General features: G+C 69.6%; 16 protein-coding genes and 1 tRNA gene. 6 read left to right on the forward strand and 11 right to left on the reverse strand.

Going from position 1 to position 20,857, the window contains the following annotated elements; genetic code table 11:
• Nucleotides 1-342 precede the first annotated feature (342 nt).
• Nucleotides 343-1,620, forward strand: a complete 1,278-nt coding sequence (gene serS, locus ACFYRY_RS36860) for a serine--tRNA ligase (protein WP_389155911.1) — start codon at nucleotides 343-345, stop codon at nucleotides 1,618-1,620.
• A complete protein-coding gene (locus ACFYRY_RS36865; protein WP_389155914.1) occupies nucleotides 1,617-2,435 on the forward strand; it encodes an HAD family hydrolase in 819 nt (272 codons plus the stop codon). The genes serS and ACFYRY_RS36865 overlap by 4 nt, the downstream gene beginning before the upstream one ends.
• Before the next feature lie 22 nt (nucleotides 2,436-2,457).
• Here ACFYRY_RS36865 and ACFYRY_RS36870 read toward each other — a convergent pair.
• The 6 genes from ACFYRY_RS36870 to ACFYRY_RS36895 all read right to left on the reverse strand — a co-directional run bounded on the left by ACFYRY_RS36870 (nucleotide 2,458) and on the right by ACFYRY_RS36895 (nucleotide 6,659).
• Nucleotides 2,458-2,542, reverse strand: a tRNA-Ser gene (locus ACFYRY_RS36870).
• A gap of 269 nt (nucleotides 2,543-2,811) precedes the next feature.
• On the reverse strand, nucleotides 2,812-3,051 hold the full coding sequence (locus ACFYRY_RS36875; protein WP_389155917.1) for a hypothetical protein: 240 nt from the start codon (nucleotides 3,049-3,051) through the stop codon (nucleotides 2,812-2,814).
• A 94-nt stretch (nucleotides 3,052-3,145) separates the two neighbouring features.
• The gene (locus tag ACFYRY_RS36880; RefSeq protein ID WP_389155920.1) at nucleotides 3,146-3,865 is read right to left on the reverse strand and encodes an ABC transporter permease subunit; all 720 of its coding nucleotides are present in this window, start codon (nucleotides 3,863-3,865) and stop codon (nucleotides 3,146-3,148) included.
• Between the two features lie 10 nt (nucleotides 3,866-3,875).
• Nucleotides 3,876-4,787: an ABC transporter ATP-binding protein gene (locus ACFYRY_RS36885; RefSeq protein WP_389155923.1), complete on the reverse strand. Its 912-nt coding sequence runs from the start codon at nucleotides 4,785-4,787 to the stop codon at nucleotides 3,876-3,878.
• On the reverse strand, nucleotides 4,784-5,692 hold the full coding sequence (locus tag ACFYRY_RS36890; RefSeq protein WP_389155925.1) for an ABC transporter permease: 909 nt from the start codon (nucleotides 5,690-5,692) through the stop codon (nucleotides 4,784-4,786). The genes ACFYRY_RS36885 and ACFYRY_RS36890 overlap by 4 nt, the downstream gene beginning before the upstream one ends.
• Entirely contained in the window at nucleotides 5,682-6,659 is a 978-nt protein-coding gene (locus ACFYRY_RS36895) for an ABC transporter ATP-binding protein (protein ID WP_389156254.1), read from the reverse strand. The genes ACFYRY_RS36890 and ACFYRY_RS36895 overlap by 11 nt, the downstream gene beginning before the upstream one ends.
• 374 nt (nucleotides 6,660-7,033) lie before the next feature.
• On the opposite strand from ACFYRY_RS36895, the gene ACFYRY_RS36900 reads away from it, so the two are divergent.
• The 4 genes from ACFYRY_RS36900 (at nucleotide 7,034) to ACFYRY_RS36915 (ending at nucleotide 11,943) form a co-directional block, all read left to right on the forward strand.
• Entirely contained in the window at nucleotides 7,034-8,818 is a 1,785-nt protein-coding gene (locus ACFYRY_RS36900; protein WP_389155927.1) for an SDR family oxidoreductase, read from the forward strand.
• Between the two features lie 585 nt (nucleotides 8,819-9,403).
• Nucleotides 9,404-10,009, forward strand: coding sequence for an RNA 2'-phosphotransferase (locus ACFYRY_RS36905; RefSeq protein ID WP_389155930.1), 606 nt, complete (start codon nucleotides 9,404-9,406; stop codon nucleotides 10,007-10,009).
• 72 nt (nucleotides 10,010-10,081) lie between these two features.
• A complete protein-coding gene (locus ACFYRY_RS36910; protein ID WP_389155933.1) occupies nucleotides 10,082-10,993 on the forward strand; it encodes an LLM class flavin-dependent oxidoreductase in 912 nt (303 codons plus the stop codon).
• Between the two features lie 80 nt (nucleotides 10,994-11,073).
• Nucleotides 11,074-11,943 (forward strand): Cof-type HAD-IIB family hydrolase, encoded by an 870-nt coding sequence (locus ACFYRY_RS36915; protein WP_389155936.1) that lies wholly within the window; start codon nucleotides 11,074-11,076, stop codon nucleotides 11,941-11,943.
• Nucleotides 11,944-12,023: 80 nt separating this feature from the next.
• On the opposite strand, the gene ACFYRY_RS36920 is transcribed toward ACFYRY_RS36915, so the two are convergent.
• From ACFYRY_RS36920 to hisC, 5 genes are all read right to left on the reverse strand, one after another.
• Nucleotides 12,024-13,091: a peptidoglycan DD-metalloendopeptidase family protein gene (locus ACFYRY_RS36920; RefSeq protein ID WP_389155939.1), complete on the reverse strand. Its 1,068-nt coding sequence runs from the start codon at nucleotides 13,089-13,091 to the stop codon at nucleotides 12,024-12,026.
• 201 nt (nucleotides 13,092-13,292) lie between these two features.
• The gene (gene cydD / locus ACFYRY_RS36925; RefSeq protein ID WP_389155942.1) at nucleotides 13,293-16,784 is read right to left on the reverse strand and encodes a thiol reductant ABC exporter subunit CydD; all 3,492 of its coding nucleotides are present in this window, start codon (nucleotides 16,782-16,784) and stop codon (nucleotides 13,293-13,295) included.
• 88 nt (nucleotides 16,785-16,872) lie between these two features.
• The gene (gene cydB / locus ACFYRY_RS36930) at nucleotides 16,873-17,880 is read right to left on the reverse strand and encodes a cytochrome d ubiquinol oxidase subunit II (RefSeq protein ID WP_389155945.1); all 1,008 of its coding nucleotides are present in this window, start codon (nucleotides 17,878-17,880) and stop codon (nucleotides 16,873-16,875) included.
• A gap of 20 nt (nucleotides 17,881-17,900) precedes the next feature.
• Nucleotides 17,901-19,409: a cytochrome ubiquinol oxidase subunit I gene (locus ACFYRY_RS36935; RefSeq protein ID WP_389155947.1), complete on the reverse strand. Its 1,509-nt coding sequence runs from the start codon at nucleotides 19,407-19,409 to the stop codon at nucleotides 17,901-17,903.
• 182 nt (nucleotides 19,410-19,591) lie between these two features.
• On the reverse strand, nucleotides 19,592-20,671 hold the full coding sequence (hisC, locus tag ACFYRY_RS36940; protein WP_389155950.1) for a histidinol-phosphate transaminase: 1,080 nt from the start codon (nucleotides 20,669-20,671) through the stop codon (nucleotides 19,592-19,594).
• Between the last annotated feature and the right edge of the window lie 186 nt (nucleotides 20,672-20,857).

Genomic DNA, 20,857 nt, shown 5'->3' on the forward strand with positions numbered 1-20,857 from the left:
CATTTCCACCCGAAAGTGGGCGTGAAGGTGGTTTGGCTCGGGAATCCTTCGCCCCGAGAGTCCCTTTCGGAATGATCACTTCCGGCATCCACAGATCTTTCTCACACCCTGTGGATAACTTTTCGGGGCTGTGGATCCTTGTGGACGAACGCACCTCCAAGTTCCGCTCCACACAAGGGAATCGAGTCAACCCGACGCCTCCCGCCTCCTTCGTCCCAGGGAGCGAGACGCCTTTTATTGACACGATCGGCAATTCACTCATAACGGAACGTAAGCGGCGATTCGGCGCGCCTCGGAATAGTGAGTCGTGAGCCGTCACCCGGCACCGGTAGCCTTGACCGCGTGATTGACCTTCGCCTGCTCCGTGAGGACCCCGACCGTGCGCGCGCCTCCCAGCGTGCCCGTGGAGAGGACGTCGCGCTCGTCGACTCCCTCCTGTCCGCCGACGAGCGGCGCAGGTCGTCCGGCGTCCGCTTCGACGAGCTGCGTGCCGAGCAGAAGGCGCTCGGCAAGCTCATCCCCAGGGCCACCGCGGACGAGAAGGCGGAGCTGCTGAAGAAGGCGAGCCAGCTCGCCGCCGACGTCAAGGCAGCCGACGCCGAGCGCGACACGGCCGACGCCGAGACCCAGGAGCTGCTCCTGCGGCTCAGCAACCTCGTGCACCCCGAGGTGCCGGTGGGCGGCGAGGAGGACTTCGTCACGCTGGAGACGCACGGCACCATCCGTGACTTCGGCGCGGAGGGCTTCGACCCCAAGGACCACCTGGAACTCGGGCACATCCTCGGCGCGATCGACGTCGAGCGGGGCGCCAAGGTGTCCGGCTCGCGCTTCTACTTCCTGACGGGTGTCGGCGCGCTCCTCGAACTCGCGCTGGTGAACGCGGCGATCGGGCAGGCCACGGCGGCCGGCTTCACGCCGATGCTGACGCCCGCGCTGGTCCGCCCGCAGTCGATGGCCGGCACCGGCTTCCTCGGCCAGGCGGCCCAGGACGTCTACCACCTCGACAAGGACGACCTCTACCTGGTCGGCACCTCCGAGGTCCCGCTCGCCGCGTACCACATGGACGAGATCATCGACGCCGACCGGCTCCCGCTGCGGTACGCGGGCTTCTCGCCCTGCTTCCGCCGTGAGGCCGGCTCGCACGGCAAGGACACCCGGGGCATCTTCCGCGTGCACCAGTTCGACAAGGTCGAGATGTTCTCGTACGTCGACCCGGCGGACTCGCGGGCCGAGCACCAGCGCCTGCTGGAGTGGGAGAAGCAGTGGCTGACGTCCCTGGAGCTGCCGTTCCGGGTCATCGACGTCGCCTCCGCCGACCTCGGCTCCTCGGCCGCCCGCAAGTTCGACTGCGAGGCGTGGATCCCGACCCAGGGCAAGTACCGCGAGCTGACCTCGACCTCGGACTGCACCGAGTTCCAGTCCCGGCGGCTGTCCATCCGGGTCCGTGACGGCAAGCAGGTCAAGCCGCTGGCGACGCTCAACGGCACGCTGTGCGCCGTACCGCGCACGATCGTGGCGATCCTGGAGAACCACCAGCAGGCCGACGGTTCCGTGCGGGTGCCGGAGGTGCTGCGTCCGTACCTGGGCGGCCGTGAGGTCCTGGAGCCGGTCGCCAAGTGAGTACGTCCGCTGCCGAAGGTTTTCCCTACCGCCTGATCGCGACCGACCTCGACGGAACGCTGCTGCGTTCCGACGACTCGGTCGCGCCCCGCACCCGTGAGGCACTCGCCGCGGCCACCGCGGCGGGCGCCTCGCACATCATCGTCACGGGCCGCGGGGTCCCGTGGACCCGGCACATCCTCGACGACCTCGGCTACGACGGCCTCGCGGTCTGCGGCCAGGGCGCGCAGGTGTACCACGCCGGTGAGCACCGCCTGCTGACGTCGGTGACCCTGGACCGGCAGCTGGCCGGGGTGGCGCTGGCCAAGATCGAGGCGGAGGTCGGCCCGCTGTATCTCGCCGCGAGCCGTGACGGGCTGGACGGTGAGGTGCTGGTGGGGCCCGGTTACGCGGTCACCGGCGCGCTTCCCGCGACGCCGTTCACGGACGCGTCCGACCTGTGGACCGCCCCCCTGAACAAGATCTACATTCAGCATCCGTCGCTCACGGACGACCAGCTCGCGGAGGCCTCCCGCCGGGCCGCGGGCGGCTTCGTGACGGTCGCGATGGCCGGTGAGGGCATCGTCGAGCTTCTCCCCCTCGGCCTCTCCAAGGCGACGGGGCTGTCCCTGGCGGCCCGCCGCCTGGGGATGAAGGCGGCGGACACGATCGCCTTCGGTGACATGCCCAACGACATCCCGATGTTCGCCTGGTCCTCGTACGGCGTGGCCATGGCCAACGCCCACGAGGAACTCAAGGCGGTCGCTGACGAGGTGACGTCCTCCCACGACGAGGACGGGATCGCGGTGGTGCTGGAGCGGTTGCTGGGTCAGTGACCCAGAGGGCTTCAACGTCTCGCGGAGGATGCACGAATCGAACGTGCGCGGGGTCACCCCCGACCATGGCTTAGCAAGCCAGTGCCTTACCACTCGGCCAATCCTCCGGGTGGGCGGCCTCACGCGAAGTGGGATCCGCGTGCTCGAAGCGGCCGCCCCGGGCAGCTCCCCGTACGGGGCCAACTCGACGGAGGGGTAACTACTCCGGAGTCCGCCACGGGCTGCCCTGGTGGGAGCTGGACGTACTGTCGTGCATGGACATCGTCCGGCTCCTCCCCGGTGTGTGGCGCCGGCTCGATCCCGGCGTCCTGGACATCACCACTGTGCCGGTACGCCGAGTTCGGCGCCACTGATTAACGGGTGGCCCCGAACTCCCTCACCGGCGGCGCCACCTGCGCCGGCGCTTGCTGAAGAACCATCCCGCGGGCGGCTCGTCGGAACGCCAGGGCTGCGGCTCGGGCTTCTCGGTACGCCAGCGCGCGGCGAGCATCCGCGCCCGCGCGGACGGTTCGGACGTCTCGGCGGACCGTATGAAGTCCTCGTCCAGGACGAGGTCGTCCCAGACCTCGTCCCCGTCCCGTCCGCGGCCGTCGTACCCCTGCGTCTCGCCTGCCATCCCCGTCCTCCTGGCCCTGTGCCGCCCCTGTTTGTCCCCCGTTCGCCCAGTGTGCCCAGGCGGAGGTGAAGCCGATGTCAACACATCGGAGCGCCTACTCCTCGCCCGCGAGCGTCAGCGACCGGAGCTTCTGCCCCGCGTACCAGGTCGCGGCCACGGTGACGACGACCAGCAGGACGGTCGCCGTCGTCAGTCCGACATCCGAGGTCACCAGGTCCCCGCCGGCGACCTTCTGGGCCACCGCCAGCGACCACTGCTGGACACTGAGCGTGCGAGCCCCGGCCACCAGGGAGCCGAACAGGGCCTCCCAGACCAGCGCGTAGACCAGCCCGAACACGACGGCGTGCCGCGACACGGTGCCGAGCAGCAGGAAGAGCGCCGCGTAGGCGATGGAGGCGACCAGAGCGGCCACCGTGTAGGCGACGGCGACCTGTTGGCCGTTGCCGTTGAGGATGAAGCCCGCGATCAGGGTCGGCACCGCCGAGAACACCATCGTCACGGCTATCGCGACGATGAGCTTGGTGAAGATGATCGTCGGCCGTTTGATCGGCTTGGACAACAGGTAGACCACGGAGCCGTCGTCGATCTCGGGGCCGATCGCCCCGGTGCCCGCGATCACTCCGATGATCGGCACCATGGTGGCGAGCGCGAGCCCGCCGAGCAGGTCGGACGCGGTCTGGTCGTCGGCGCCGGCCAGGGCGCGCACCACGACCGACAGGACGATGAGCAGCAGCGGCAGGGCGCCCAGGATGAGGGCCCGGCGCCGGCCGAGCAGGGCCCGATAGGTGAGTCGGGCGACTGTGGGGTCGTACATCTTGGGCCTCCTACGCCGCGACGAGATACGAGAAGACGGACTCGAGGGACTCGTCCGACGGCGAGACCGCGAGCAGCCGGATGCCGTGGTCCCTCGCGACCCTCGGCAGCAGGGCCGTGAACCGGCCGAAGTCGACGGCCTGGATACGCAACGCGCCCTCGGCGAGGTCGACTTCGATGCCGGACGTCGACGGGTCGGAGATCAGCGCGGCCGCGAGGGCCCGGTCGTCGCTGGAGCGCACCAGGTAGCGGTGCGGGCGGTCGGTCATCAGGCGGCGGATCTTGCGGAAGTCACCGCTGGCCGCGTGCCGGCCGGCGACCACGACCTCGATGTGCCAGGCCAACTGCTCGACCTCTTCGAGGATGTGGGACGAGAACAGCACCGTGCGGCCCTCGTCGCCCATGCGCCGCAACAGGTCCATGAGCTGCATGCGCTGACGCGGGTCCATGCCGTTGAAGGGCTCGTCCAGCAGGAGCAGCGACGGGTCGTGGACGAGGGCGCTCGCCATCTTCACGCGCTGCCGCATGCCCTTGGAGTACGTCGAGATCTTGCGGTCCTGCGCGTACTCCATCTCGACCGTGGCCAGCGCCTTCTGGGCGGCCTTGGCGCCCAGTCCGTGCAACTCGGCGTTGGCGACGACGAATTCGCGCCCGGTGAGGAAGTCGTACATGGCCTCGCGCTCGGGGACGATGCCGATGTGCTTATAGATCGCCTCGTTGCGCCACACCTGCTGTCCGTCGAGGGTGACGGTGCCGGTGGAAGGGGACAGGAAGCCGCCCATCATGTTGATGAGGGTGGACTTTCCGGCACCGTTGGGGCCGAGGAGACCGGTGACGCCGGGTCCGACGGTCATGGTGATGTCGTTGACGGCGACCACGTTGCCGAACCAGCGCGAGACGTGGTCGATGGTGAGCGTGGTCACAGTCCGACCTTTCGGTAGCGGCGCATCAGGAGGCCGTAGCAGGCGGCGATCAGACCAAGGGTGGCGAGGACGTAGATCACGCCTTCCCCGTTGGTCGGGCCGACCCCTCCGGGGAACGCCGAACTGGCGCCCAGGAACGCGGACTGCACTCCGTCGATGAGCGTGATGGGCGAGAAGAGACCCATCCAGGCGATGGATCCGGTGCTGTTCTGCGCCTCGGCGATGGCCTGGAGGGTGGAGACGGCACCGTAGGAGATGGTCAGGACGGCGATCACGGCCGCGATACCGAAGCCGCGGCGCGGGGTGACCGACGCGATGACCAGGCCGAGGCCGGCGAACAGGAGCGAGAGCAGTGCCACGGAGACCAGTCCCTGAGCGAACCCCTTGGTCTGGTCCGCGAAGTCGAGTTTGGCCAGCAGGGCGCCCACATAGAGCACCAGCAGCGGGGCGGCGGTGAGGACGAACAGTGCCGAGGCCAGCGCCGCGAACTTCGCGCGCACGTAGTCGGCGGTCTCGATGGGCCGTGAGAAGTAGAGCGGTACGGTCTTGAAGCGCAGGTCCCGCGAGACGGACTGGGGTGCCTGCGAGGCGACGTACAGGCTGATGACGGCCTGCATGACGATCGCGTAGCGCGTGTAGTCGAGGGGCAGGTCCTTGGCCTTCGTGGCGACCGCGACGGCCACCATGATGGCCGCGGGCACGCACATCACCACGAACATCAGCATCGGCAGCACCTTGGACTTCACCGAGCGGCCGAGGCCGTAGGCGCCGCGCAGGGACTGCGAGTAGAGGGAGCGGCGGGCGTAGGCGCGGCCGAGGCGCGGGCCGTCGTAGGCGCGGTAGCCGATGTTGTGGATGCGTGTCTGGTCACCTGAGGGTGTTGCTACGGGGTGCTCAGTTGCCATGGCCGACCGCCTCCTTCCGCTCCGCGTCACGCTGTTCGTCGCTGTCCGTGAAGACTTCCGATATGTGGTGCCGGCGCTGTTCCATGCGCACCAGGCCGAGACCGAGGTCGGCGACCACGTCGCGGATCAGGTCGTATGTCTCCTCGCCCTGTGCGGTGAGCAGCAGCACATGTCCGGCGCCGGGCAGGCCGCCGCCGCTGTCGACGACCTCGACCCCGCGTGCGTGGAGCGCGTCGCGCACCGCGCGGGTGCCGTCGGGGTGCTCGTCGGTGTCGGTGACCTCGATCGCGAGGGTCGTGGTGGTCTGGGTGAAGTCGGTGGTGGAGCTGGAGCGCAGAAGCTTGCCGCCGTCGACGACGACCACGTGGTCGCAGGTGCGTTCCAGCTCGCCCAGCAGGTGGGAGGTGACCAGGACCGAGATGCCGAAGTCGGTGTGGATGCGGCGGATGAGGCCGAGCATCTCGTCCCGGCCGACGGGGTCGAGGCCGTTGGTCGGCTCGTCCAGGAAGACCAGCTGCGGGTCGTGGACCAGGGCCTGCGCGAGTTTCACGCGCTGTTTCATGCCGGTGGAGTAGCCGCCGATGGGGCGGTAGCGCTCCTCGTACAGGCCGACGTGGCGCAGCGTGTCCGCGGTGCGCTCGCGCGCGGCGGTCGGCGGCAGGCCGGACATGCGCGCCATGTGGACGACAAACTCGGTGGCCGATACGTCGGGCGGCAGGCAGTCGTGTTCCGGCATGTAGCCGACCCGCTCGCGGATGTCGGCGCCCTTGGTGGCGACATCGAGGCCGAGCACTTCGGCGCGGCCCTCGGTGGCGGGGGACAGACCCAGCAGGATCTTGATCAGTGTGGACTTGCCGGCTCCGTTGGCTCCGACGAGTCCGGTCACACCGGGTCCGACGTCCACGGAGAGCCGGTCAAGCGCGGTCACCCGGGGGAACCGCTTGCTCAGGCTTTCGGTCGCGATCACAGTCACGTCTTCGACCCTAGTGACGCGCGCCACGCCGGTCGTCACTCCGCAGAGCTGTCTTCATATCAACCTGGAGTCGTACGGGGCCCTAGGGGTCACGCTCAGGTCGCACAACGCGGGGCGGGGTTGTCCACATCCACCCTGTTGTCCACAGCCCCGGGGCAGGCCTATTGACCGGGCCTTCGGCGACTGTCACATTCGCCGGTGTCAGGTTACGGGCACGTACCGCATCGAGTGCGGCCGAGGTGGATGGGTGGGGGCATGACTACGGCGGACTTGCCTTTCGCCTGGTCCGGGGACCGAACGGTCCGCGTCGGATCCCGCCGCGCGAGCTCGTTCGAGCGTGGGGGACCGCGACGCTGGGCGGAGGACATGTGACGGGCCTTTCGCAGTCGGGATCGACGGGGGCGCACGGCGCGCGCGAGCGCCGGGTACGGACCGGCGGGGTCGAGTTGTGCGTCGTCGAGCTGGGGGACCGCTCGGCGCCGACGGTCGTCCTGGTGCACGGCTATCCGGACAGCAAGGAGGTGTGGTCCGAGGTCGCGCCCCGGCTTGCCGAGCGCTTCCACGTCGTGCTCTACGACGTCCGCGGGCACGGCCGGTCCACTGCACCGAAGCCGCTGCGCGGCGGGTTCACGCTGGAGAAACTGACGGACGACTTCCTGGCTGTCGCGGACGCGGTCAGCCCGGACCGGCCGGTGCACCTGGTGGGGCACGACTGGGGCTCGGTGCAGTCCTGGGAGTTCGTCACGGTCGAACGCGCCGAGGGCCGGATCGCCTCGTTCACCTCGATGTCCGGCCCCTCCCTCGATCACTTCGGCCACTGGATCAACGAGCGCCTCACGCGCCCCACTCCGCGCCGGGTCGGCCAGTTGCTCGGCCAGGGCGCCAAGTCCTGGTACGTGTATCTGCTGCACACGCCCGGGCTGCCGGAGCTGGCCTGGCGCGGCCCGCTCGGCAAGCGCTGGCCCCGCATTCTGGAGCGTGCCGAGAAGGTCCCCGGCGGGGGCTACCCGACCTCGTCGCTGCCGGTGGACGCGGTGCACGGGGCGTGGCTGTACCGCGACAACGTCCGCGCCCGGTTGCGCCGTCCGCGCCCGGACGCCTACGCGCACGCCCCCGTGCAGCTCATCACGCCCCTGGGAGACGCGTTCCTGTCGGAGCGGCTCTACGACGAACTGGAACGGTGGGCTCCGCAGTTGACCCGTCGGGTGCTGCCGGCGAAGCACTGGATCCCTCGTTCCCGTCCCGACCAACTGACGGCCTGGATCACCGAGTTCGTGACGTCGGTGGAACGCGGAAGGCCGACTGCCACAACGGCGACCGGCGCGTACGCCGAGCGGTTCGGTGGGCAGCTCGTCCTGGTCACCGGCGCGGGCAGCGGCATCGGGCGAGCCACCGCGCTGGCGTTCGCCGAGTCCGGCGCGCGCGTGCTGGCCGTCGACCGGGACGCGGAGGCAGCGCTGCGGACCGCCGAGTTGTCCCGGCTGCTCGGCGCCTCCGAGGCCTGGGCGGAGACGGTCGATGTCTCGGACGAGCAGGCCATGGAGGAACTCGCCGCGAAGGTCGCCGCCGAGTACGGCGTGGTGGACGTCCTGGTGAACAACGCCGGCATCGGCCTCTCCGGCTCCTTCTTCGACACCACCTCCGAGGACTGGAGGAAGGTCCTTGACGTCAACCTGTGGGGTGTGATCCACGGCTGCCGGCTCTTCGGCAGGCAGATGGCCGAGCGGGGACAGGGCGGACACATCGTCAACACCGCTTCGGCGGCTGCGTACTTGCCCTCCAAGGTGCTGCCCGCCTACAGCACCTCCAAGGCGGCGGTGCTGATGCTCAGCGAGTGCCTGCGCGCGGAACTGGCCGGCCAGGGCATCGGGGTGAGCGCGATCTGCCCCGGCATCGTCAACACCAACATCACCTCCACCGCGCGGTTCGCGGGCGTGGACGCCGCCGAGGAGAAGCGGCGCCGGCAGCGGGCCGCGCGTCTGTACGGGCGGCGCAACTATCCCCCGGAGAAGGTCGCCGACGCGATCCTGCGGGCGGTGGTGCGCAACGAGGCGGTGGTCCCGGTGACGCCGGAAGCCCGGGGTGCCCGCCTCATGTCCCGCCTCATGCCAGGGGTGTTGAGGGCTGTCGCACGGCTGGATCCGCCGCTGTGAGTCACCGCGGTCTCGGCCCCACTTCAGGGAGTTGAGGGCTTGGTCTCGCACATCGCCTTCCGTGCACGGGAGTTCACAAGTTCACACCGAGAACGTTTTCGCCGTGTTGCGGCAGGCCGCACCGTCCGACCGTCGCGGAGGCGTCCGTAGCGGCCTCACTCCTACGACGGCTGCGCCCCCTCAGGCAACAGACGGTGGACATCGAACTCGCCCGGCGCACACGCCTGTTCGTGTACCGCACTTGTGGTGGCCCCAGGAGCGGAAGCAGCCCCGCCGCCTGAGGACCGGACGCGTTTCGTGACGATCCCGAGGGAGACAATCCGGGCCCTAGAGGCGCTGGTTGGCGCGGCGCGCGCCTTCGAGTTCGTCGCCGCTCACCGCCGAACGAGAGGTGCGGGCCCGACCCTTGGACCGGATCGCCTCAAGTCACCGCCGATTAGTTGACCTTGACGAAGCGACCTTACTGAAAGGCCAGTTGTCCACAGAATCGCCAATTCCCCTGTGGATAACCGCACTTGGCTGTGGATCAAACATCCGGAGCACAATCATTCGCGTGATTCAGATCTCTCCCGGCACGCTGGTGGGATGAACGAGAACGAGAGGGAGAGGATCGAGAGACGGACCGTGAAGGTGTCCAAGTACCTCTCGAAGCACCTTCGGCACCAGCCGGAACGGATCGGGCTCATCCTCGACGAGGGCGGATGGGTCGAGATCGACGAACTGATCGCCGCGGCCGCGGCTCACGGCTTCCGGTTCGGCCGGGACGAGCTGGACCACGTGGTCGCCGCCAACGACAAGCAGCGCTTCGCGGTCGACGGCACCCGGATCCGCGCCAGCCAGGGTCACAGCATCGACATCGACCTCGGGCTGGCACCGGCGACCCCGCCGCCGTATCTCTACCACGGGACCACGGACCGACCTCTGAACGCGATCCGTACGGAGGGGCTGCGACCCATGAACCGGCACGACGTCCATCTCTCGCCCGACCGGGAGACCGCGACCCGCGTCGGAGCCCGCCGCGGCCGGCCCGTCGTGCTGTCGGTGGACGCCGGCGCCATGCACCGGGACGGCCTTGTCTTCCAGGTCAGCGCCAACGGGGTGTGGCTGACGAAGGCCGTGCCCCCGCAGTACTGCGGTTTCCCGAGCCGCGCTGACGGCCGCCGGACGCCGATGATCAAGCTCGGCCCTTGACTCAGCGAACGTGTGCGATGACCATGCGTGACCGTTTTATGTGGAACTCACTCGTCCGCATACGCTCGAACCATGAGTCTGCGTCTGAGCACCGTGATCCTTCCGTACCGTCGTTGGCACGAGGGCGGCCGTTCGGCATGGCAGCGCGCTGAGCAGCTCGGCTTCCACACCGCCTACACCTACGACCACCTGTCCTGGCGCAGTTTCCGCGACGGACCCTGGTTCGGTGCCGTCCCGACGCTGACCGCCGCCGCGGGTGCCACCGACACTCTGCGCCTCGGCACGCTCGTGACCTCGCCGAACTTCCGGCACCCGGTGACCCTCGCCAAGGAGCTGATCTCCCTGGACGACATCTCCGACGGGCGGGTCACGCTCGGTATCGGCGCGGGCGGCACCGGCTTCGACTCCACGGTGCTCGGACAGGAACCGTGGACCCCGCGTGAGCGTGCCGATCGATTTGCCGAGTTCGTGTCGCTCCTCGACCGGCTGCTGACCGAGGACGGCACCGAGGGAGTGTCGTACGAGGGCGAGCACTACTCGGCGCACGAGGCGCGCAACATCCCCGGCTGCCTCCAGCGCCCCCGGCTGCCGTTCGCGGTGGCCGCGACCGGGCCGCGTGGCCTGGAGCTCGCCGCGCGGTACGGGCAGGCCTGGGTGACCACCGGCGACCCCAAGCTGTACGAGAACGGCACTCCTGAGCAGTCGGTTCAGGCCCTTCGCGGGCAGACGGAGAAGCTGGCCGACGCGTGTGCCGCGGTCGGGCGGGACGTGCGCGAGCTGGACAGGGTCTTGCTGACCGGCTTCACCCCGGACCGCGACCGCCCGCTCCAGTCCCTCGACGCGTTCGTGGACTTCGCGGGCCGGCACCAGGATCTGGGGTTCACCGAGATCGTGATCCACTGGCCCATCCCCGAATCGGACTTCGCCGCCGACGAGAAGATCTTCGAGCAGATCGCCATGGACGCGCCCGCCCAGTTGCGGTGACGGCGCAGGTGAGAGGCGGTGGCTTCGCTCCTGTGCGGTCTCCGCACAGACGTGCGGGTGATCTGCTGGAGAATGGCCGGGTGACCTCAGCGACTCGACAGCCCGAAACCCCGGCCGCCGCCGTTCCGCCGCGACTGATCGCCACCGATCTGGACGGCACCCTGCTGCGCGACGACAAGTCGGTCTCGCCGCGCACCGTCGCGGCCCTCGCCGCCGCCGAGGAGGCGGGCATCGAGGTCTTCTTCGTCACCGGCCGCCCGGCCCGCTGGATGGATGTCGTCAGCGACCATGTCCACGGCCACGGCCTGGCGATCTGCGGCAATGGCGCGGCCGTGGTCGATCTGCACGGCGGCCCGGGTGCCCACCGGTTCGTGAAGGTGCGGGAGCTGGCCCGGAAGAACGCGCTGGACGCCGTACGGCTGCTGCGCGAGGCGGCACCCGGCACGGTGTACGCGGTGGAGCAGACGTACGGCTTCTACCAGGAGCCCGACTATCCGAAGCTCCACATGGAGATTCCCGACTTCCTCGCACCGGCCGAGGAGTTGTTGGCGCCGGACGCCCCCGGTGCCGACGAGCCGGTCCTCAAGATCCTCGCGTACCACCCCACCGTCGACCCGGACGCCTTTCTCACCACCGCCCGCCTCGCCATCGGCGAACGCGCGAACGTGACCCGCTCCAGCCCCAGCGCCCTGCTGGAGATCAGCGGCCCCGAGGTCTCCAAGGCCAGCACGCTCGCCCTGTGCTGCGCCGAACGCGGGATCTCGCACGAGGAAGTCGTCGCCTTCGGGGACATGCCGAACGATGTCGAGATGCTCACCTGGGCGGGCCAGTCGTACGCGATGGGCAACGCACACCCGGATGTGATCGCCGCGGCCTCCGGACGTACCGTCGCCAACAACGACGACGGGGTGGCCGTCGTGATCGAGCGGCTGCTGGCGGAGCGAGGATAGAGCGGACCCAGAGCCCGAGACAGCCGAGCGCCCCGACTGGGCCCATCAGACCCCGAGTGGCCCCCGTGCCCGTGCGGGCCTCATCCCACCGGCACGCCTCGCGCCGACAACCACGGCACCGGATCCACCGCCGACCCCATCTCCGGCGTGACCCGCACCTCGAAGTGCAGATGCGGGCCGCTGGAGTTGCCGGTCGTGCCCGACTGTCCGATCCACTGGCCAGGCCTCACCTTGTCACCCTGGTCGACGGTGACGGCGGCGAGATGGGCGTACTGGGAGTAGTAGCCGCCCGCGTGCTTCACGACCACCTCGATGCCGAACGCGCCGCCGCACGACACCTTCACCACGCGCCCCGCGCCCACCGCCCGGACGGGCGTGCCGATCGGCACCGCGAAGTCCTGCCCGGTGTGCCGTCTGGCCCACCGGGCACCACCACTGCCGAAACCGGCGGACAACTGGTACGACTCCACCGGAGCGACCCACGCGCTCGTGACGGCCACCGGCGGCTGGTCCAGCCGGACAGCCCCGCGGCAGGAACCCGCCGCGACGGAGGCGTCGGCCTGGCCCTGCAGCTGCCACCGCGCCTGCTCCAGCTTCCGCTCGATGTCCTTCTTCAGGTCGGCGAGTTCGGAGCTCCGCCGCTCAAGGTCCTGCCAGGCAGCCGCCGCCTTCCCCTCGTCCGCGGCCAGTCGGCTCTCGGCCCGACGGCTCTTGCCGATCGCGTTGTCGACCGTGAGCTGCGACTGGGAGAAGACGTGCTGGCCGCGCATCAGGTCATCGGGACTGTCGGCCAGGATGATCTGCGCGGCCAGCGGCATCCCACCGCCACTGCGGTACTGGGCCCGCGCGATCCGCCCCAGGTCCTCATGGAGCACGGCGATCTCCCGCCGCTCACGGTCGAGAAGGACCTCGGCCCGCTGCACCTGCACCCGCCTCGTGTCGGCCTCGCGGCGGCCCGCCTCGTACCGCTCGGTGGCGAGGGCCGCGTCCTCGTAGAGCCGGGCCACCTGCGCGCTGATCCCCAAGGCCGCGGCATCCTGCCCACCCTCCCCTTCGCCGTCGGCGGCGTAGATGGGACGGGCCGCCAGCACCGCGACCGCGCACAGCAGCGCCGGAACGAGCAGCGGATGACAGCGAGGTGAGCGCATATCAGCGATCGTGACCCGGCGACGGGAGTGCGTCCTGTTCAAGTCCTGCGGCCGGGGGACCGGTTGCGGCAGATGGGTCAGTACGGAACCTGCCGCACCGCCCGTCGTACCCCGCCCTTGTGACGGAGCGTCGAACCGAATCGGCTGTCCCTCGCACACCCGCCCTTGCCGGCAGATGGCGCCCCGCCGGCGGATCTGCTCCTACCGCGCCCCCACCAGCAAGTCCGCCGCCGCCTCCCGCTCCGCCATCCCCCGCAACGGCCCCGGCGCCGCGGCCAGTTCCGCGTACGGCCCCCGCTGCACCACACGCCCCTCGTCCAGCACGATCACCTCGTCGACGGCCGTCAGGCCGGCCAGCCGGTGGGTGATGAGCAGGGTCGTCCGACCCTCGGTAGCGGCCAGCAGGTCTGCGGTGAGCGCGTCGGCCGTCGGCAGGTCGAGATGCTCGGCGGGCTCGTCGAGCACAAGGACGGGGAAGTCGGCCAGCAGCGCCCGGGCCAGCGCCAACCTCTGCCGCTGCCCGCCCGACAGCCGTGCCCCGTGCTCGCCGACCAGCGTGTCCAGACCGTCGGGCAGAGCGTCGGCCCAGTCGAGCAGCCGAACCCGCCGCAGCGCTTCCCGCAGTTCGCCCTCACTGGCGTCCTTCCTGGCGAGGAGGAGGTTCTCGCGCACCGAGCTGTCGAAAAGGTGCGCGTCCTGCGCACACAGGCCGACAAGCCGCCGTACGTCGTCACCGTCCAGCGCGTGAGCATCCACGCCGCCCAGGGTGTACGAGCCCGCCTGGGCGTCCAGGAACCGCAGCAGCACCTGTGCGAGCGTCGTCTTGCCGGACCCGGACGGCCCGACCACGGCGATCCGGCGTCCCTCCTCCAGAGCGAGGCCGACTCCGGCGAGAGCCTCCCGGTCCTGTCCGGCGTGCCGGGCGGTCAGGCCCTTCACAACGACAGGGAAGGGGGACGCGGGTGCCTGCTGGGGCCGCTCCGGCTCCCGTACCGGCTCGGGCGCGTCCAGCACCTCGTACACACGCTCAGCGCTCTTGCGCACCCGCTGGCGGTACTGCACGGCGAGCGGCAGCCCGAGGACGGCCTCGAAGACGGCCAGCGGGGTCAGGACGACGACCGCCATGGCCACGCCGCCCAGCCGCCCGTCGGCGACCGCCTGGGCGCCCACGAGAGCGCTCGCGACGACGGTCAGGCCGGAGATCAACGCGGTGAGCCCGTCACCGAGCGCGGTGGCGGCGGCCGTACGCGAGGCGATCCGGGTGAGCGTCCCGTCGGCCCGTCGCGCCTCGGCGGTCCGTCCGGGCAGCGCACCGGCGACGGTCAGCTCGGCGGTCCCGCTGAGCAGGTCGGTCACCCGGGTCGCCAGGGTTCCCCTGGCGGGGGCCAGCCTGCGCTCGGCCCGTCGCGCGACGGCACCGGTGACCAGCGGGACACCCGCGCCGGCCGCCAGCAGTCCGACGGCGAGAGCGGCCCCGGCCTCCGGCAGCAGCCAGGCGGTGAAGCCGACGGACGCGGCCGACACGACCACGGCGGCACCGGCGGGCAGCACCCAGCGCAACCAGTAGTCCTGCAAGGCGTCCACGTCAGTGACGAGCCGGGACAGCAGGTCGCCTCGCCGGGTGCGCCGCAGTCCGGCGGGCGCCAGCCGCTCCAGACGCCGGTACACGGCGACCCGGGTGTCGGCCAGCATGCGCAGCACGGCGTCGTGCGACACGAGACGCTCGGCGTAGCGGAAGACCGCCCGTCCGATCCCGAAGGCCCGCGTCGCCGTCACGGCCACCATCAGATACAGCACCGGCGGTTGCTGTGAGGCTCGCGAGATGAGCCACCCGGAGGTGGCCATGAGGCCGACGGCGCTGCCGAGCGCGAGGCTGCCCAGCAGCAGGGCGAGAGCGAACTGTCCGCGCCGGGCGCCGGACAGGGCGCGCACGCGGGCGAGGACGCCATGAGCCTGGGAGACCGGCACGACAGTCTCGGGCGCATCCGCAGCGGTACTGGCTCCCGCCTCGGTCGGAGCCGCCTCGGGCGTCCGGGCCGCGCCTTCCATCTGAACGGAGGAACGAGGCTCCGCCAGCCGTACCACCCGGCCCGCCACCCCGAGCAGCGCCGGCCGGTGCACCACCAGCAGCACGGTCCGTCCCTCGGACAGTCGCCGCACCGCCTCCACGACCTCGGCCTCTGTCGCCCCGTCGAGTGCCGCCGTCGGTTCGTCGAGCAGCAGTACTGGCCGGTCGGCGAGAAATGCCCGGGCAAGGGCCAGGCGTTGCCGCTGGCCTGCGGACAGCCCGGCCCCGTCCTCGCCCAGCGCCGTGTCGGCGCCCAGCGGCAACGCGTCGACGAACTCCAGGGCACCGGCGTCGGCCAGGGCACGCCGTACAGCGGTGTCATCGGCGTCCGGACGAGCGAGGCGCACGTTCTCGCCGATCGTCCCGGCGAACAGGTGCGGTCGCTGTGGCACCCATGCGATCCGTGAGTGCCATTGCCCCAGATCGGCCTCGGTGAGATCCACTCCCCCGACCAGGACCCGGCCCTCGCTGGGCCGCACGAATCCCAGCAGCACATTGAGCAGCGTCGACTTGCCCGCACCGCTCGGCCCGACGAGCGCGACGGTCTCCCCGGGCTCGACGGCGAAGGACACGTCAGTCACCGCGTCCGCCGACCGTCCGGCATATCGGACGGTGACCCCTTCGAAGGTCAGGGCACCGGCCGGCACGGCGCCGCGGCCCGAGGCCGGCACCGGCGTCTCGAGCACCGAGAAGATCTCCTCCGCGGCGGCCAGCCCCTCAGCCGCCGCGTGATACTGCGCTCCCACCTGCCGCAGCGGCAGATACGCCTCGGGCGCGAGCACCAGGATGACCAAGCCGATGTACAGGTCCATGTCCCCGTGCACGAGCCGCATGCCGATGGTCACAGCGACCAGGGCCACGGACAGCGTCGACAGCAACTCCAGCGCGAAGGAAGAGAGGAAGGCGATCCGCAGCGTCCGCATGGTCGCCTGCCGGTACTCCCCGGTGATGCGCCGGATGGAATCCGCCTGCGCCTTGGCCCGCCCGAACACCTTCAGGGTCGGCAGGCCGGCCACCACGTCCAGGAAGTGCCCGGACAACCGGGACAGCAGCCGCCACTGACGATCCATGTGGGACTGTGTGGCCCAGCCGATCAGCACCATGAAAACCGGAATGAGCGGCAGCGTTCCGACGATGATGGCCGCGGACACCCAGTCCTCGGTGACGATCCGCAGCAGCACCGCCACCGGCACGACCACCGCGAGGCCCAACTGCGGCAGATAGCGTGAGAAGTAGTCGTCGAGAGCGTCGACCCCCCGCGTGGCGAGCGCGACCAGTGATCCCGTCCGTTGTCCGCTCAGCCACCCGGGCCCCAGCGAGACAGCTCGCTCCAGCAGCCGCCCCCGAAGCTCCGACTTCACTGCCGCGCTCGCACGGTGCGCGGCGAGTTCGGTGAGCCAGGAGACCAGGGCACGCCCACCCGCGACGGCCACCAACAGCAGCAGGGGGGTGCGGAGGCCGGCGACGGACATGCCGTGCTGGAAAGCTCCCACCACCACTTCGGCGATGAGCATCGCCTGCGCGATGACCAGTCCCGCACCGACGGCACCCAGGCCGACGACCGCCGCCAGAAAGAGGCGAGTGGTGCGGGCGTACCGGATCAGACGCGGATCGATCGGTTTCACGTGAAACATGCCCTTCGGTCCAGGGGGTGCCGTCCACCGTGTTTCACGTGAAACAACGCGTAACCACGCTCCCACACCCCCGTCGGACTCAGTGAGCGGTGTCGGCGGCGATGTGCTGCGTACCGATCCGCTTGCGGAACACCCAGTAGGTCCAGCCCTGATAGAGCATGACGATCGGCGTGGCGATCGCCGCACACCACGTCATGATCCTCAGGGTGTACGGGCTCGACGAGGCGTTCGTGACCGTGAGGTTCCAGTCCGCATTGAGCGAGGACGGCATGACGTTCGGGAAGAGCGTCAGGAACAGCATCGACACGGCGGCCACGATGGTGACACCGGACAGCGCGAACGACCAGCCCTCACGCCCGGCCTGGTTGGCCACGAGAGCGGCGACCAGTGCGCCGACCGCCACGACGAGCGCGATCAGACTCGCGCCGTCCCCGCCGTCGACCTGAGTCCACAGCAGGAAGAGCAGCGCCAGGACCGCGGCGACCAGACCGACGACCGTCGCCATCTTCCGCGCCCGCACCCGGATGTCCCCGACCGTCTTGAGCGCTGTGAACACCGCGCCGTGGAAGGTGAACAGCGTCAGGGTCACCAGACCACCGAGGAGCGCGTACGGGTTGAGCAGGTCCCAGAGGGTGCCGACGTAGTCGAAGTTCCGGTCGATCTTGACGCCCCGCACGATGTTGCCGAAGGCCACACCCCACAGGAAAGCCGGGATCAGCGACGTCCAGAAGATCGCTGTCTCCCAGTTGCGCTGCCAGTTCTCCTCGGGCCGCTTCACCCGGTACTCGAAGGCGACCCCCCGGACGATCAGACAGACCAGGATGAGCAGGAGGGGGAGGTAGAACCCGGAGAAGAGCGTGGCGTACCACTCGGGGAAGGCGGCGAAGGTCGCGCCGCCGGCCGTCAGCAGCCACACCTCGTTGCCGTCCCAGACAGGGCCGATGGTGTTGATCAGCACCCGCTTCTCGGTCCGGTCGCGGGCGAGCAGCTTGGTGAGGACGCCGACCCCGAAGTCGAAGCCCTCCAGGAAGAAGTAGCCGGTCCACAGGACGGCGATGAGTACGAACCAGACGTCGTGAAGTTCCATGGCTGTGCAGCTCCCTCGGCCTAGTAGGAGAAGGCCATCGGCTTGTCGGCGTCCTGGGAGTCGCCGCCGATCTTCGTGGGCGGGTTGAGGTCAGCCTCGGTGAGCTCGGGCGGGCCGGCCTTCACGTACTTCGCCAGCAGCTTGACCTCGATGACGGCGAGGATGGCGTAGAGGCTGGTGAAGACGATCATCGAGGTGAGGACCTCACCCTGGGAGACACCGGGGGAGACCGCGTCCCGGGTCTGCAGGACGCCGTAGACAACCCACGGCTGGCGGCCCATCTCGGTGAAGATCCAGCCCCAGGAGTTGGCGATCAGCGGGAAGGCCAGGGTCCAGATCGCAAGGCGCCAGTACCACGTGGTGAGCTTCGGTCCGAGCGCCTTCTTCCCGAAGAGGACAAGATGCGGGACCTCGTCGTCGCCGACCCTGAGGTGCTGCGGCAGCAGGAACTTCTTGCGGGTCAGCCAGAGTCCGGCCAGCCCGATGGCGAAGGACGACATACCGAAGCCGATCATCCAGCGGAAGCCCCAGTAGGCGACCGGGATGTTGGGCCGGTAGTCACCGGGACCGAACTTCTCCTGCTCGGACTTGTTGACGTCGTTGATCCCCGGCACATGCGAGCTGAAGTCGTCGTTCGCGAGGAAGGACAGCAGGCCCGGGATCTCTACGGCGACCTTGTTGTGGCCGGCGTCGACGTCGCCGTAGGCGAAGACGGAGAAGGGTGCGGGTGCCTCGCCGTCCCACAGCGCCTCGGCGGCGGCCATCTTCATCGGCTGCTGCTCGAACATGATCTTGCCGAGGGTGTCCCCGCTGACCGCGGTGAGCAGGCCGCCGATGGCGACGGTCACCAGGCCGAGGCGCAGCGAGGTCTTCATCTCGCGGATGTGCTTCTTGCGCAGCAGATGGAAGGCGGAGATGCCGACCATGAAGGCGCCGCCGGTGAGGAAGGCCGCGGAGAGGGTGTGGAAGGCCTGGGCGAGCGCGGTGTTCTGGGTCAGTACCTGCCAGAAGTCGGTGAGCTCGGCCCGTCCCTTCGCCTCGTTGATCCGGTAGCCGACCGGGTGCTGCATCCAGGAATTGGCTGCCAGGATGAAGTACGCCGACAGGATCGTGCCGATCGAGACCATCCAGATGCACGCCAGATGGATCCTCTTGGGCAGCTTGTCCCAGCCGAAGATCCACAGGCCGATGAAGGTGGACTCGAAGAAGAAGGCGATCAAGGCCTCGAAGGCGAGCGGGGCGCCGAAGACGTCGCCGACGAAGCGTGAGTAGTCGGACCAGTTCATGCCGAACTGGAACTCCTGCACGATGCCGGTGACCACACCCATCGCGATGTTGATCAGAAAGAGCTTGCCCCAGAACTTGGTGGCCCTGAGGTACTTCTCCTTCTCCGTGCGCACCCACGCGGTCTGCAGTCCGGCCGTCAGAGCGGCCAGCGAGATCGTCAGCGGGACGAACAGGAAGTGGTAGACGGTGGTGATCCCGAACTGCCAACGCGCCAGGGTCTCCGGCGCCAGAGCCAGTTCCACGTCGTCACTCTCCTTACGTCGCCGAGGTACAGCGGGCTTTTGTCCCGTTTGTTACACACATCACTGGATCAATCGGGACACGCTTGTGAACGCGTTCACATTCACAAGCAATTATGACGCACGGATTTTCGACACTCGAAGGGGGGTCCCCCTCTCGGGAAACCCCCCTGTCACAGCCGTGGCTAGAGCTCCTTGCGGAACCCTTCGGCCGCCTTGAGGAAGATGTCGTTCGCCTCGGTCTCCCCGACCGTGACCCGCACACCCTCGCCCGCGAACGGCCGGACCATCACCCCCGACTGCTCGCACGCCTGTGCGAACTCGACCGTGCGTTCCCCCAGCCGCAGCCACACGAAGTTGGCCTGGGTCTCCGGCACCGTCCAGCCCTGGGCCCGCAACGCGTCGACCACGCGGGTGCGCTCGCACACCAGCGAGCCCACCCGGCCGAGCAGTTCGTCCTCGGCCCGCAGCGAGGCGATCGCCGCGTCCTGCGCGATCCGGCTCACGCCGAAGGGCACCGCGGTCTTGCGGAGCGCCGCCGCCACCGGCTCATGGGCGATCGCGAAGCCGACACGCAGGCCGGCGAGGCCGTACGCCTTGGAGAACGTGCGCAGAACGCAGACGTTCGGCCGCCGGCGGTACAACTCCACGCCGTCCGGCACCTCGGCGTCCCGGATGAACTCGCGGTACGCCTCGTCCAGCACGACCAGCACATCCCCGGGCACCCGGTCGAGGAACCGTTCCAGCTCGGCCCGCCGTACGACCGTGCCCGTGGGGTTGTTGGGGTTGCAGACGAAGATCAGCCGGGTCCGCTCGGTGATCGCGTCCGCCATGGCGTCCAGGTCGTGCACATCGCCCGACGTCAGCGGCACCTGCACCGGCGTGGCCCCACTGATCCGGGTGATGATCGGATACGCCTCGAAGGACCGCCAGGCGTAGATCACCTCGTCGCCGGGTCCCGAGGTCGCCTGGATCAGCTGTTGCGCGACCCCGACCGAGCCGGTACCGGTGGCCAGGTCGGACAGCGGAACGGCGAAGCGCTCGGAGAGTTCGTTCATCAGGCCCGTGCAGGCCATGTCCGGGTAGCGGTTGAACGACGAGACGGCGGCCGCCACGGTCTCCAGCACGCCGGGCAGCGGCGGATACGGGTTCTCGTTGGAGGACAGTTTGTAGGCGACCGGGCCGTCGGCCGCGGCGGGCTTGCCCGGCACATAGGCGGGGATACCCTCCAGCTCGGCACGCAGCTTGGGGTTCGTCTCGCTCACCACAGTCCTCCTCCTGACCACCGGCGGACGTCAGCACCACCGGCTCCCATGCTCCTCACCCTATGAGGATTCGGGTCCGCTGCGTACAGGTGCGCGGTGACCTCGTCCGCCGGCGGCACTCATCTCGAGCGTCGCGGCCGACGTCGTCACCACCATCAAGGGCATCACCGTACGAAGGCGTACGAA

This window comes from Streptomyces sp. NPDC005263 (assembly GCF_042872365.1).
Classification (GTDB): Bacteria; Actinomycetota; Actinomycetes; order Streptomycetales; family Streptomycetaceae; genus Streptomyces.

What these genes read in the sequence shown, in the direction of transcription:
- ACFYRY_RS36875 (WP_389155917.1), bottom strand. Translation starts at nt 3,051, where the DNA reads ATGGCAGGCGAGACGCAGGGGTACGACGGCCGCGGACGGGACGGGGAC.
- ACFYRY_RS36880 (WP_389155920.1), bottom strand. Translation starts at nt 3,865, where the DNA reads ATGTACGACCCCACAGTCGCCCGACTCACCTATCGGGCCCTGCTCGGC.
- ACFYRY_RS36890 (WP_389155925.1), bottom strand. Translation starts at nt 5,692, where the DNA reads ATGGCAACTGAGCACCCCGTAGCAACACCCTCAGGTGACCAGACACGC.
- ACFYRY_RS36905 (WP_389155930.1), top strand. Translation starts at nt 9,404, where the DNA reads ATGAACGAGAACGAGAGGGAGAGGATCGAGAGACGGACCGTGAAGGTG.
- ACFYRY_RS36910 (WP_389155933.1), top strand. Translation starts at nt 10,082, where the DNA reads ATGAGTCTGCGTCTGAGCACCGTGATCCTTCCGTACCGTCGTTGGCAC.
- ACFYRY_RS36920 (WP_389155939.1), bottom strand. Translation starts at nt 13,091, where the DNA reads ATGCGCTCACCTCGCTGTCATCCGCTGCTCGTTCCGGCGCTGCTGTGC.
- cydB (WP_389155945.1), bottom strand. Translation starts at nt 17,880, where the DNA reads ATGGAACTTCACGACGTCTGGTTCGTACTCATCGCCGTCCTGTGGACC.